The organism is Delftia sp. ZNC0008 (assembly GCF_000799035.1).
GTDB classification, from domain to species: Bacteria; Pseudomonadota; Gammaproteobacteria; order Burkholderiales; family Burkholderiaceae_C; genus Comamonas; species Comamonas tsuruhatensis.
Map to the genome: position 1 here is coordinate 1 of NZ_JTKZ01000923.1, position 12,093 is coordinate 12,093.

Annotated in this window: 13 protein-coding genes; 12 read left to right on the forward strand and 1 reads right to left on the reverse strand. The window is 66.5% G+C overall.

Features of this window, described 5'->3' with window-relative positions; genetic code table 11:
* The first annotated feature begins 309 nt into the window (after positions 1 to 309).
* The 10 genes from L995_RS29815 to L995_RS29860 all read left to right on the forward strand — a co-directional run bounded on the left by L995_RS29815 (position 310) and on the right by L995_RS29860 (position 9,815).
* Positions 310 to 711: a MerR family transcriptional regulator gene (locus tag L995_RS29815; protein ID WP_013800379.1), complete on the forward strand. Its 402-nt coding sequence runs from the start codon at positions 310 to 312 to the stop codon at positions 709 to 711.
* Between the two features lie 36 nt (positions 712 to 747).
* Positions 748 to 1,206 carry a PaaI family thioesterase gene (locus L995_RS29820; protein ID WP_047475060.1) on the forward strand — a complete coding sequence of 153 codons (459 nt, stop codon included), beginning with the start codon at positions 748 to 750 and terminating at the stop codon, positions 1,204 to 1,206.
* Positions 1,207 to 1,249: 43 nt separating this feature from the next.
* Entirely contained in the window at positions 1,250 to 2,437 is a 1,188-nt protein-coding gene (locus tag L995_RS29825) for an isovaleryl-CoA dehydrogenase (RefSeq protein ID WP_013800381.1), read from the forward strand.
* A gap of 56 nt (positions 2,438 to 2,493) precedes the next feature.
* The gene (gene can, locus L995_RS29830; RefSeq protein WP_047475062.1) at positions 2,494 to 3,156 is read left to right on the forward strand and encodes a carbonate dehydratase; all 663 of its coding nucleotides are present in this window, start codon (positions 2,494 to 2,496) and stop codon (positions 3,154 to 3,156) included.
* A 33-nt stretch (positions 3,157 to 3,189) separates the two neighbouring features.
* Positions 3,190 to 4,977 (forward strand): bifunctional isocitrate dehydrogenase kinase/phosphatase, encoded by a 1,788-nt coding sequence (gene aceK / locus L995_RS29835; protein WP_047475064.1) that lies wholly within the window; start codon positions 3,190 to 3,192, stop codon positions 4,975 to 4,977.
* A 44-nt stretch (positions 4,978 to 5,021) separates the two neighbouring features.
* Entirely contained in the window at positions 5,022 to 6,209 is a 1,188-nt protein-coding gene (locus tag L995_RS29840; RefSeq protein ID WP_016450017.1) for an acetyl-CoA C-acyltransferase, read from the forward strand.
* A 180-nt stretch (positions 6,210 to 6,389) separates the two neighbouring features.
* Positions 6,390 to 7,013 carry a pyridoxamine 5'-phosphate oxidase family protein gene (locus L995_RS29845; RefSeq protein WP_016450018.1) on the forward strand — a complete coding sequence of 208 codons (624 nt, stop codon included), beginning with the start codon at positions 6,390 to 6,392 and terminating at the stop codon, positions 7,011 to 7,013.
* A gap of 28 nt (positions 7,014 to 7,041) precedes the next feature.
* Positions 7,042 to 7,704 (forward strand): SDR family oxidoreductase, encoded by a 663-nt coding sequence (locus L995_RS29850; RefSeq protein WP_047475066.1) that lies wholly within the window; start codon positions 7,042 to 7,044, stop codon positions 7,702 to 7,704.
* 47 nt (positions 7,705 to 7,751) lie between these two features.
* The gene (locus L995_RS29855) at positions 7,752 to 8,882 is read left to right on the forward strand and encodes an acyl-CoA dehydrogenase family protein (protein ID WP_047475068.1); all 1,131 of its coding nucleotides are present in this window, start codon (positions 7,752 to 7,754) and stop codon (positions 8,880 to 8,882) included.
* Positions 8,883 to 9,023: 141 nt separating this feature from the next.
* Positions 9,024 to 9,815 (forward strand): alpha/beta fold hydrolase, encoded by a 792-nt coding sequence (locus tag L995_RS29860; protein WP_016452796.1) that lies wholly within the window; start codon positions 9,024 to 9,026, stop codon positions 9,813 to 9,815.
* A gap of 2 nt (positions 9,816 to 9,817) precedes the next feature.
* Here the strand turns inward: L995_RS29860 and L995_RS29865 are convergent, their stop codons facing one another.
* The gene (locus L995_RS29865; protein WP_016450022.1) at positions 9,818 to 10,315 is read right to left on the reverse strand and encodes a DUF421 domain-containing protein; all 498 of its coding nucleotides are present in this window, start codon (positions 10,313 to 10,315) and stop codon (positions 9,818 to 9,820) included.
* 157 nt (positions 10,316 to 10,472) lie between these two features.
* On the opposite strand from L995_RS29865, the gene L995_RS29870 reads away from it, so the two are divergent.
* Together L995_RS29870 and L995_RS29875 are read left to right on the forward strand one after the other, a co-directional pair.
* Positions 10,473 to 10,886: a YchJ family protein gene (locus L995_RS29870; protein ID WP_047475070.1), complete on the forward strand. Its 414-nt coding sequence runs from the start codon at positions 10,473 to 10,475 to the stop codon at positions 10,884 to 10,886.
* Positions 10,870 to 12,093, forward strand: a 1,224-nt coding sequence (locus L995_RS29875; RefSeq protein WP_047475072.1) for a sensor histidine kinase, incomplete at its 3' end; no start/stop codon positions are given. The genes L995_RS29870 and L995_RS29875, both read left to right, overlap by 17 nt.

Here is a 12,093-nt window from a genome sequence, read left to right on the forward strand (position 1 = left end):
TCATCGTCAGGCTCTTACAGCCCAAGAAACCCCGTAGCCCAAAGCTACGGGGTTTTTTGCATTGGGGTGCAGGAAACGGGGAAACAGGCTGAACCGCCAAAACGGACGGCTCAACGGAACATCCGAAAACGGACAACCCAAAAAAGAGAGCGCTGACGCGCTCTCTTTTTATTCCTGCCAGGCTTCTTCGTCGCACCCGGATGCAACATCCGGCGCAGTTTCCTGCGGACAATTCCGCTAGCATTGACGTTAACGTCAACGTCGCATTCCCATGGCCGCCGGCTGTGGATGCCGGCGGACTCTCCAGCCATGTCGACCACCTACACCATCAGCGATCTTGCCAAGGAGTTCGATCTCACGACCCGGGCCATCCGCTTCTATGAGGACATGGGCCTGCTTGAGCCCGAGCGTGCCGGGCCTGGCGGACGCAATCGCGTCTACAGCGCGCGTGATCGCACACGTCTTCGCCTGACCTTGCGGGCCAAGCGGCTGGGACTGTCTCTGAACGAAGCCAAGGAGATCATCGATCTCTACGACAGCCCCCGTGACACGGGCGTGCAACTGCGCAAATTCCTGGAGGTGCTGGCTGTGCACCGCCGCCAGCTCGAGGACCGCCTGGCCGATCTGCAGGCCAACCTGGCCGAGGTGCGAGAGCAGGAATCCGAGGCCCGCACTTTGTTGAAACACCTGGATGGGAAAAATGCTTCATAATTGACGTTTACGTAAACGTAATTTGTGAGGCTTGCCTTGACCGTGCCCCGCCTGGAACCTGCCAACAGCGACTTTGCCCGCCGTGTGCAAGACAGTTTTGCACGCCAGGGCGCGATGCACACCCTGGGCGCCGAGCTGTCCTTGCTGGAGCCCGGTGCCGTCGATGTCTGCCTGGACTGGGCGCCCGGGCTGACGCAGCAGCATGGCTTTTTGCATGCCGGCATGGTTTCCGCGGCGCTGGATTCCGCCTGCGGCTACGCAGGGCTGACCCTGATGCCGGCCGATGCTGCCGTGCTCACCATTGAATTCAAGATCAACTTGCTGGCCCCTGCCAAGGGCCAGCGCTTTCGCATGGAAGGCCGTGTGCTCAAGCCGGGCCGCACCATCACCGTGACCGAAGGGCGCGCCTACGCCATCGACGAAGGCCGCGAGAAACTGATTGCCACCATGGGCTGCACGCTGATGTGCGTGCAGGGCCGCGATCTGGCCGATTGAGCCGGGCGGCGTTCTTTCCCCCAATTTCCACAGGAGACATGAGATGAGCCTTTCCAACCTGCCGGGCCTGAACTTCCAACTGGGCGAGGACATCGATGCGCTGCGCGATGCCGTGCGCGAGTTCGCACAGGCCGAGATTGCACCGCGCGCCGGCGAGATCGACCGCGACGACCAGTTCCCCATGGACCTGTGGCGCAAGTTCGGCGACCTGGGCGTGCTGGGCATCACCGTGTCCGAGCAGTACGGCGGTGCCGACATGGGCTACCTGGCCCACATGGTGGCGATGGAGGAAATCTCGCGTGCCAGCGCATCGGTGGGCCTGTCCTACGGCGCGCACAGCAATCTTTGCGTGAACCAGATCAACCGCAACGGCAATGAAGCGCAAAAGGCGAAGTACCTGCCCAAGCTGATCAGCGGCGAGCATGTGGGCGCGCTGGCCATGAGCGAGCCCGGCGCCGGCTCGGACGTGATCAGCATGAAGCTCAAGGCCGAGGACAAGGGCGGCTACTTCCTGCTCAACGGCACCAAGATGTGGATCACCAATGGTCCCGATGCCGACACCCTGGTGGTCTACGCCAAGACCGAGCCCGAGCTGAACGCCCGCGGCGTGACTGCCTTCCTGATCGAGAAGGGCATGAAGGGCTTTTCCATTGCCCAGAAGCTGGACAAGCTGGGCATGCGTGGCAGCCACACGGGCGAGCTGGTGTTCGAGAACGTCGAGGTGCCGGCCGAGAACGTGCTGGGCGGCTTGAACAACGGCGCCAAGGTGCTGATGAGCGGCCTGGACTATGAGCGCGCCGTGCTGACGGGCGGGCCGCTGGGCATCATGCAGTCGGTGATGGACAACGTCGTGCCCTACATCCATGACCGCAAGCAGTTCGGCCAGAGCATCGGCGAGTTCCAGCTCATCCAGGGCAAGGTGGCGGACATGTACACCGTGCTGCAAGCGGGCCGCTCCTTTGCCTATACGGTCGCCAAAAACCTCGATCTGCTGGGAACCGAGCATGTTCGCCAAGTTCGCAAGGATTGCGCCAGCGTCATCCTGTGGTGCGCCGAGAAGGCGACATGGATGGCCGGCGAAGGCGTTCAAATCTATGGGGGTAATGGGTATATCAACGAATACCCACTGGGTCGCCTCTGGCGGGATGCGAAACTCTATGAGATCGGCGCCGGCACCAGCGAGATCCGTCGCATGCTGATCGGCCGCGAGCTGTTCGCAGAGACCTGCTGATCTTTCGCCTGCCTGCTGCGCCGTTCTTGAGTTTGACCCCAACAAAAGGATTATTTATGAGCACAACCTCCATCGAAGAGCTGTTTGTCCACAACCGCGAATGGGCCCAGCAGGTGGAGCGTGACCGGCCCGGTTTCTTCACTGGGCTGATGGCGCAGCAAAAACCCCGCTACATGTGGATCGGCTGTTCCGACAGCCGCGTGCCCGCGAACCAGATCACGGGCCTGGAGCCCGGCGAGGTGTTCGTGCACCGCAACGTGGCCAACGTGGTCGTGCCCAGCGACCTGAACTGCCTGTCCACCATCCAGTACGCGGTGGACCAGCTCAAGGTCGAGCACCTGATGGTCGTCGGCCACTATGGCTGCGGCGGCGTGCTGGCGGCACTGGAGGATGTGCGCGTGGGCCTGGCCGACAACTGGATCCGCCACGTGAAGGACGTGCGCGACAAGCACCAGGCGCTGCTGGCCAGCCTGTCGCCGCAATGGCGCCATGACGCGCTGTGCGAGCTCAATGCCATCGAGCAAGTGATCAATGTGGCGCAGAGCACGGTGATGCAGGATGCCTGGGCGCGCGGCCAGAAGGTCACGCTGCACGGCTGGTGCTATGGCCTGAAGGACGGCCTGATCACCAATCTGCAGATGACCGTGCCCGGTGTCGGCGGCATCGCCAACATCCATGCCAAGGCTGTCGAGCTGGTCGCCAGCCGCCAGCGCGACTGAGCGGCCATGGCAGGCGGGACCCCGGGAGACTTCATGCCGATGCCTGCCCAGGACACCCTGCTTGCCTATGACATCGCGCGGGCGATGATGGATGGCTTCAACCGCCATTACCGCCTGTTCCGCGCCGAATCGGCCCGCGCCAAGCACCGCTTCGAGACGGCCGACTGGCTGGGCCAGCAGCGCGCGCAGCGCGAGCGCATCGAGTTCTACGACCTGCGCGTGCGCGAATGCGTGCGCCGGCTTGAAAAGGAATTTGCGGCCGGCGCCCAGCCCATGCCGGTATGGCAGCAGATCAAGCGCCACTACATCGGGCTCATGGTCAACCACCTGCAGCCGGAGCTGGCCGAGACCTTCTTCAACTCGGTCACCACCAAGATCCTGCACCGCACGCATTTCCACAACGACTTCATCTTCGTGCGGCCGGCCGTCAGTACGGAATACATAGAGAACCAGGAGCCGGCCGCACGCCCGGCCTACCTGGCCTTCTACCCCACGCGCGAGACACTGTCGCAGACGCTGCGTGAAGTCGTGGAGCAGTTCGCGCTGCAGCGCCCCTTTGAAGACCTGGAGCGCGACATCGCCCGCCTGGCCGAGCGCCTGGAGCCCCAGCTGCAGGCCATGCGCCTGTACGCCAACTTCCAGATCCAGGTGCTGTCCAGCCTGTTTTTCCGCAACAAGGGCGCCTACATCGTCGGCAAGATCATCAACGGCTTTGCCGAGCTGTCCTGGGCCGTGCCCATCCTGCATGGGGACAACGGCCGGCTGGTGCTGCATGCGGCCCTGTTCGGCGAGAAGGACCTGCACGGCCTCTTCAGCTTTGCGCGTGCCTACTTCATGGTCGACACCGACGTGCCCAGCGCCTACGTGCAGTTCCTGCGCAGCCTCATGCCGCGCAAGCCGCGCGCCGAGCTGTACAACGCCCTGGGCCTGGCCAAGCAGGGCAAGACGCTGTTCTACCGCGACTTCCTGCACCATCTGCGCCATTCGCGCGACCAGTTCCGCATCGCGCCCGGCATCAAGGGCATGGTCATGCTGGTGTTCGACCTGCCCAGCTTTCCCTATGTGTTCAAGCTCATCAAGGACCGGTTCGCCGCGCCCAAGGAGATCACCCGCGAGCAGGTCAAGGCCAAGTACCGCCTGGTCAAGCAGCACGACCGCGTGGGGCGCATGGCCGACACGCTGGAGTACAGCCTGGTGGCCTTCCCGCGCGAGCGCTTCTCGGAGGCGCTGATCGCCGAGATCCTGGAGCACGCGCCCAGCCAGGTCGAGATCAGCGACCGCGACGGCGATGGCCGGCAGGAGGTCATCATCTCCCACCTCTACATAGAGCGGCGCATGGTGCCGCTGAACCTGCTGCTGCAGGAGTGCTTCGATGACGGGCTGGACCTGCCGGGACCGCGGCAGCGGCTGGAGAGCGCCGTGATCGAATACGGAAATGCCATCAAGGACCTGGTGGCCGCCAACATCTTCCCGGGCGATATGCTGTGGAAGAACTTCGGCATCACGCGCGGCGGCAAGGTGGTGTTCTACGACTACGACGAGATCGAATACCTGACCGACTGCCATTTCCGCCAGGTGCCTGCGCCGCGCAACGAGGAAGACGAGCTCAGCGGCGAGGTCTGGTATCCCGTGGGCCCGCGCGATGTGTTCCCGGAAACCTTCGCGCCCTTTTTGCTGGGCAATCCGGCCGTGCGCGAAGTTTTCATGCGCCACCATGCCGACCTGCTCGATCCCGCCTTCTGGCAGCGGCACCAGCAGCGCATCCGCGAAGGCCACGTGCACGACGTCTATCCCTACGAGCGCAGCCGCTGGCTGGCCTGACCCGTTTGTTTTCCCCTCACCATCACCACATCCAGGAGATAAGCATGCAAGACCCCATCGTCATCGTCGGCGCAGCCCGCACCCCCATGGGCGCATTCCAGGGCGACTTCGCCGATCTCGCGGCCCACGATCTGGGCGGCGCCGCCATCAAGGCCGCCGTGCAGCGTGCCGGCGTGGCGCCGGAGAAGGTGGACGAAGTGCTGTTCGGCAACTGCCTGATGGCGGGCCAGGGACAGGCGCCTGCGCGCCAGGCAGGCTTCAAGGGTGGCCTGCCGCGCAGCACGGGCGCCGTGACCCTGTCCAAGATGTGCGGCGCCGGCATGGAGGCCACCATCCTGGCCCATGACCAGCTGGTGGCGGGCAGCCGCGATGTGGTGGTCTCCGGCGGCATGGAGAGCATGACCAATGCGCCCTACCTGCTCAAGAAGGGCCGTGGCGGCTACCGCATGGGCCACGACAAGGTCTATGACCACATGATGCTCGACGGTCTGGAGGACGCCTACGAGCCGGGCCGCTCCATGGGCACCTTCGGCGAGGACTGCGCCGCCAAATACCACTTCACGCGCGAGCAGCAGGATGCCTACGCCATCGAAAGCGTCAAGCGCGCCCAGGCCGCCACGGAAAGCGGCGCCTTCGCGGCCGAGATCACGCCCGTCACCGTCTCCACGCGCAAGGGCGATGTCACGGTCAGCATCGACGAAGGCCCGGCCAAGGCCAAGCTGGACAAGATCGCCAGCCTCAAGCCCGCCTTCAAGAAGGACGGCACGATCACGGCGGCATCGAGCTCCAGCATCAACGACGGCGCCGCCGCCCTGGTGCTGATGCGCGAGTCCACGGCCAAGGAGCTGGGCTGCAAGCCGCTGGCGCGCATCGTCGCCCATGCCACGCATGCCCAGGAGCCCGAATGGTTCACCACGGCCCCCGTGGGCGCCACGCAGAAGGCCCTCAAGAAGGCCGGCTGGACGGCGGCGGATGTGGACCTGTGGGAAGTCAACGAAGCCTTTGCCGTCGTGCCCATGGCCCTGATGGCCGAACTGGGCGTGCCGCGCGACAAGGTCAACGTCAACGGCGGCGCCTGCGCGCTGGGCCACCCCATCGGCGCCAGCGGTGCGCGCATCCTGGTCACGCTGCTGCACGCCCTGCAGGCGCGTGGCGGCAAGCGCGGCCTGGCCACGCTGTGCATAGGCGGCGGCGAGGGAACAGCCATGGCGATAGAAATGGTCACCCCCTGAGGCGCTGCGCGCCCTCCCCCTGAAAGGGGGACGACACCCTCGGTGCGGGGCGGCGCGGCCGGCGTAGGCCCTTCCTCGGTGTCTCTGATTTGCATTGCGCCAGTTTTATGGGCAGCGCCACAGACGTCCAGAGAGCTAGACTTGGATCGGCCGATCCGCTATTACTTTGACCTCTCGACCATGATCACCAGCGAAGAACAGTTGCGCAGCCTGTATGCCATGCCGGCCGAAAGGGCCTTGCTCAAGCAGCAGGTGGACCTGGACCGGCATTGCCTGCGCTTCATCGCGCTGTCGCCGCTGTGCATCGTGGCCACGGGGGGCGCGGCGGGCTCGCTGATGGATGCCTCGCCGCGCGGCGGAAAGCCGGGCTTCATCAAGGCGCCCGACAACCAGACGCTGCTGATCCCCGACTCGGGCGGCAACAACCGCCTGGACAGCTTCAGCAACCTGATCGCCGATCCGCGCATCGGCCTGCTGTTCATGGTGCCGGGCTTCGACGAGACGCTGCGCGTCAACGGCGTGGCCAGGCTGCGCGACGAGGCCCACTACACGGCGCTGTTCGCCAACGAAGGCTTCCGGCCCAAGATCGTTCTGGAGATCCAGGTGCAGGAGGCCTATCTGCACTGCGCCAAGGCCCTCATGCGCGCCCGGCTCTGGAAGCCCGAGTCCCAGGTGCCGCGCAACGTCATGCCGTCGGTGAACCAGATGGTCCACCAGCAGATCGGCCTGCCTGCGCCCACCGAGACGCAGGAGGCCATGGTCGAGCGCTACGAAAAGCAGATCGCGGGCGAGCAGGGCCGCTGACCGCATTCCATTTGAAAGGTCGAAAGACATGGCAGTCACTCTGGTGTTGGGAGCCTCGCGCGGGCTCGGTTTTGCCTTGGTAGAGGCCTATGCGGCCCAGGGCCGCAGCGTGGTCGCCACGGTGCGCAGCGAGGCCGATCGCGAGCGCGTCGAAGCCACGGGCGCCAAGGTGCTGCTGGTGGATGTGGCCGATCCGGCCAGCGTCAGCGGCCTGGCCTGGCAGCTCGATGGCGAGAAGATCGAGCTGGCGCTGTACGTGGCCGGAGTGTGGGATGCCCACAGCTCGGCCACGCCGCCCACGCGCGAGCAGTTCGACCGCGTCATGCACACCAATGTGCTGGGCGCCATGCAGGTGCTGCCCCAGGTGGCGCCGATGGTCGAGGCGGCGGGCGGCGTGTTCGGCCTGTTCTCCAGCGAGATGTCGCTGCTGGCCGGCGCCGAATCCGACGCCTGGCTCTACCGCGTCAGCAAGGCCGCGCTCAACATGGTCGTGGCCAGCGCCCAGCCGCAATGGCCGGGCGCCACCGTGGTCGCGCTGGACCCGGGCTGGGTGCAGACCGACATGGGCGGCGAGTCCGCCACCTTCACCGTGGAGCAAAGCGTGCAGGGTCTGATCCGCACCCTGGCCGGCGTCACGCCGGCTGATCGGGGCCGCATGCTGCGCCACGACGGGCAGCGCATCGCCTGGTAGCTGCGGCCGGGACAACGAACAACGAAACAAGAATCAGGAGACAAGACATGCTGCTCAACGCAGACCAGGAAATGATCCGTGACGCGGTGCGCGACTTCGTGCGCACCGAAATCACGCCCCATGCCGCACGCTGGGACAAGGAGCACCACTTTCCCAAGAACGTGCACCAGGGCCTGGCGGCGCTGGGTGCCTACGGCATCTGCGTGCCCGAGGAATACGGCGGCGCCGGCCTTGACTACCTGAGCCTGGCCCTGGTGCTGGAGGAAATCGCAGCCGGCGACGGCGGCACCAGCACGGTGATCAGCGTCACCAACTGCCCCGTCAACGCCATCCTCATGCGCTACGGCAGCGAGGCGCAAAAGCAGCAATGGCTGGCGCCGCTGGCGCGCGGCGAGATGCTGGGCGCCTTCTGCCTGACCGAGCCGCATGTGGGCTCGGACGCCTCGGCGCTGCGCACCACGGCCACCCGCGACGGCAACGACTACGTGATCAACGGCGTCAAGCAGTTCATCACCAGCGGCAAGAACGGCGACGTGGCCATCGTCATCGCCGTCACCGACAAGGCGGCCGGCAAGCGCGGCATGAGCGCCTTCATCGTGCCCACCTCCGCGCCCGGCTACCAGGTGCTGCGGCTGGAGGACAAGCTGGGCCAGCACAGCTCGGACACGGCCCAGATCCAGTTCGAGGGCTGCCGAATCCCCGCCGCCAACCTCATTGGCGCCGAGGGCGAGGGCTACAGGATCGCGCTGTCGGCGCTGGAGGGCGGGCGCATCGGCATTGCCGCGCAAAGCGTGGGCATGGCGCGTGCGGCCTTCGATTGCGCGCTGCAGTACTCCAAGGAGCGCGAGAGCTTCGGCCAGCCCATCTTCAACCACCAGGCCGTGGGCTTTCGCCTGGCCGACTGCGCCACGCAGATCGAGGCTGCGCGCCAGCTGATCTGGCATGCGGCCAGCCTGCGCGATGCCGGCCTGCCCTGCCTGAAGGAAGCGGCCATGGCCAAGCTGTTCGCCAGCGAAATGGCCGAGCGCGTGTGCAGCGCAGCCATCCAGACCCTGGGCGGCTATGGCGTGGTCAACGATTTTCCCGTCGAGCGCATCTACCGCGACGTGCGCGTGTGCCAGATCTACGAGGGAACGAGCGACGTGCAGAAAATTCTCATCCAGCGCGCCCTGGCCTGAGGCCCCTCACTATGCTGCGGGTCGGGCCGGATGGCCCCGGCACCCGCAGGGCTTAGCATGGAGCGTCGCCGGGACGGCGCCCGGGAGAGGCGGGCACCGGACTCCGGCAGGTTTGTGACCACCTTCGCAGGAGATCCCGACATGCCCATTGCTTCCGTCAACGGCCAGAACCTTTACTACGAGGACACGGGCGGGCGCGGCCCGGTCCTGGTGTTTTCGCATGGACTGCTCATGGACCACACCATGTTCGCTCCCCAGGTCCAGGCGCTGCAGGATCGCTATCGCTGCATCAGCTGGGACGAGCGTGGCCATGGCCAGACGGCGGACCCCGCGCATTGCGCTCCCTTCGACTACTACGACTCGGCCGACGACCTGGCCGCCCTGCTGGCGCACCTGGGCGTGGAGCGCGCGGTGCTGGTGGGCATGTCGCAGGGCGGCTATCTGTCGCTGCGCTGTGCGCTCATCCACCCCGAGGTCGTGCGTGCGCTGGTGCTGATCGACACCCAGGCCATGCTGGAAGACCCCGAGCAGATGCCCCACCACGAGGCGTTGCTGAGGGCCTGGATGGAGCATGGCCTCAGCGACGACATGGCGGCCACGGTGGAGCGCACCATCCTGGGCCAGGGCTGGAGCGGCGCGGCCGCCTGGCGCGCCAAATGGAAAAAGGCCACGCCCATCAACCTGGGGCAGAGCTTTCTGGCGCTGGCCCAGCGCGATGACATCAGCCCGCGACTGCCCGACATCCATGTACCGGCACTGGTCATCCATGGCACGGACGACATCGCCATCACGCTCGACCGTGCACGCGCCATGGCCAAGGCCTTGCCCAGGGCGCAGTGGGTGGAGGTGCCGGGGGCCGGCCATGCGGCCAACCTCACGCATCCGCAGCCCGTGAACCTGGCCATCGAGCGCTTCCTGGAGCAGCTCGACTAGGCTCAGACCGGCGGATCGCCATCGTTCTCGCTGTCGCGGCGGCGCAGGACGACGGTGATGCTGCCGTCGGTCTCCAGCGTGGCGCGCTCCACCTCTCTGAGGTGCAGGCAGCCGCCCGCACGCAGCGCGGCCTCGATATCGTCGCGCGTGATGCGTTCCTCGCGCATCAGATCCTTGTTCAGGTGGCCGTCCGTGATCAGGGCCTGGGCCTTGCCGTCGATGAGCCGCTCCAGCGCGGGAAAACGGAAAGTCAGCCAGGACAGCAGCAGATGGCACAGGATCAGCGTGGAGGCCGAGATCATGCCGCCGATCAGCGAGTTGTCCCCGGCATTCATGGAGTTCTGAACGGCATTCGACAGGATGAGCAGCAGCACCAGGTCAAAGGGCGCGTACTGCCCCGTCTGGCGCCGCCCCGTCAGCCGAAGGAACACCAGCAAAAACAGGTAGACGGCCACGCCGCGCACCACGAACTCCCACCACGGGACCGACATTGAAAACATGGGCTCTCCTTACAGGCCCGAGGGCCCGCGGTCAGTATCATGGCCCGCCTGTCCTCCATCAAGAACCCGGTCGCAGCAAGGCGGCCGTGACTGACATGCATTCCTGCTCCCGCGCCGTCCTCCCCCAAGTTCCGCAAGTTCCGCAGGGCCAGCCGCTATGAGCGCTGCCGCCACCTCCCCGGCCTGTCCCTGCGGCCAGCACGATGCCAAGGGCCGTCCCCTGGCCTTCGATGCCTGCTGCGGCCGCTACCTGGACCATTTCGATGACTGCCCCGCGCCCGATGCCCAGGCGTTGATGCGCTCGCGCTACAGCGCCTTCGTGCGCGAGGACGCCGCCTATCTGCTGGCTACCTGGCACGCCAGCCAGCGGCCTGCCACGCTGGACTTCGAGCCTTCGGCACGCTGGCTGGGGCTGGCGGTCAAGGACTTCCGTAGCACCGGCGAGGACAGTGCCGAGGTGGAATTCGTCGCGCGCTACCGCGTGGGCGGCCGCGCCGTGCGCCTGCATGAGCGCAGCCGTTTCGTGCGCGAAGGCGGGCGCTGGTTCTACGTGGATGGCGACCAGTTCTGAACACGACGGCGGCCCTGCGGAGCCGCTGTGGAAGCTGCAGCAGCGCCAGCGGCTGCTGCTGTCCATCGCATCGCGGGGCTCGTCCGAGGCGGCGGCCCTCATCATCCCCGGCATCGTGGTCTGGCTGCAGCGGCACGAAACGGGTGCCTTCCAGGCGCCGCTGCTGCTGTGGTGGCTGGGCATGGCGCTCATGGCCTGCGTCTTCGTTGGTTTGCGGCGCCAGTTGCGTCGGGACCTGGGCGCTGCCGTGCCCTCGGCCGAGTTGCCAACGCGGCTGCAGCGCTGGGAGCGCGTGATGGGCCGCATGGCCTTGCTCAACGCCGGTTCCTGGGCGCTGGCCATACCGCTGACCCATGGCAGCGGCCATGAATTCCGGCTTTTCATCTACCTGGTGCTGTGCGGCGTCGTGGCCTCGGCCGCCACCTTCCTGGCGCCGGCGGCTGCCGTGTTCAAGCGCTTCTTCGGCGTGCTGTACGGCGCCATGCTGCTGGCCGTGGTCTGGTACTTCCCGAACAGGGGCCTGTACCTGCTGCCTCTGCTCATGCTGTATGGCGCCACCATCGCGCGCCATGCCTGGGGGGCGCGCCAGCTCATGCAGCAGCAATGGGTGCAGGAGCGTGACCGCCAACTGCTGGCCGAGCGCTACCTGGCGGCCAAGGAGCAGGCCGAACAGGCGCTGGAGGCCAAGAGCCGCTTCCTGTCGGCCGCCAGCCATGACCTGCGCCAGCCCCTGCATGCCCTGGGCCTGCTGGTGGAGACCGCCCGCCAGCGCAATGCCGACGGCGCGCTGGCAGGCGTGCTTGACGATGCCCAGGCCTGTGCCCAGTCGCTGGGCACCATGTGCAACGACCTGCTGGACCTGTCGCGGCTGGAGAACGGCACCTGGGAGCTGCGCGCCCAGGTGATGGACCTGCGCATTCTGCTGGGCGATGCCACGCGCCTGTTCGCGGCCGAGGCCCGCCAGCGCGGGCTGGTGCTGCGCTGGCGCGTGGCGCGCGGCATGGATAGCCTGGTGCGTGCCGACGAGGCCCTGCTGCGCCAGATGGTGTTCAACCTGCTGCACAACGCCCTGCGCTACACCCAGCGCGGCGGCGTGCTGCTGGCCGCCCGCGTGCACGGCGGGGGCTGGCGCATCGAGGTCTGGGACACGGGCCTGGGCATTGCGGCCGAAGACCGGCCCCATGTCTTCGCACCGCACTTTCCGCGG

What these genes read in the sequence shown, in the direction of transcription:
- L995_RS29825 (WP_013800381.1), top strand. Translation starts at nt 1,250, where the DNA reads ATGAGCCTTTCCAACCTGCCGGGCCTGAACTTCCAACTGGGCGAGGAC.
- can (WP_047475062.1), top strand. Translation starts at nt 2,494, where the DNA reads ATGAGCACAACCTCCATCGAAGAGCTGTTTGTCCACAACCGCGAATGG.
- L995_RS29870 (WP_047475070.1), top strand. Translation starts at nt 10,473, where the DNA reads ATGAGCGCTGCCGCCACCTCCCCGGCCTGTCCCTGCGGCCAGCACGAT.
- L995_RS29850 (WP_047475066.1), top strand. Translation starts at nt 7,042, where the DNA reads ATGGCAGTCACTCTGGTGTTGGGAGCCTCGCGCGGGCTCGGTTTTGCC.
- L995_RS29840 (WP_016450017.1), top strand. Translation starts at nt 5,022, where the DNA reads ATGCAAGACCCCATCGTCATCGTCGGCGCAGCCCGCACCCCCATGGGC.
- L995_RS29815 (WP_013800379.1), top strand. Translation starts at nt 310, where the DNA reads ATGTCGACCACCTACACCATCAGCGATCTTGCCAAGGAGTTCGATCTC.
- aceK (WP_047475064.1), top strand. Translation starts at nt 3,190, where the DNA reads ATGCCGATGCCTGCCCAGGACACCCTGCTTGCCTATGACATCGCGCGG.
- L995_RS29855 (WP_047475068.1), top strand. Translation starts at nt 7,752, where the DNA reads ATGCTGCTCAACGCAGACCAGGAAATGATCCGTGACGCGGTGCGCGAC.
- L995_RS29865 (WP_016450022.1), bottom strand. Translation starts at nt 10,315, where the DNA reads ATGTTTTCAATGTCGGTCCCGTGGTGGGAGTTCGTGGTGCGCGGCGTG.
- L995_RS29860 (WP_016452796.1), top strand. Translation starts at nt 9,024, where the DNA reads ATGCCCATTGCTTCCGTCAACGGCCAGAACCTTTACTACGAGGACACG.
- L995_RS29845 (WP_016450018.1), top strand. Translation starts at nt 6,390, where the DNA reads ATGATCACCAGCGAAGAACAGTTGCGCAGCCTGTATGCCATGCCGGCC.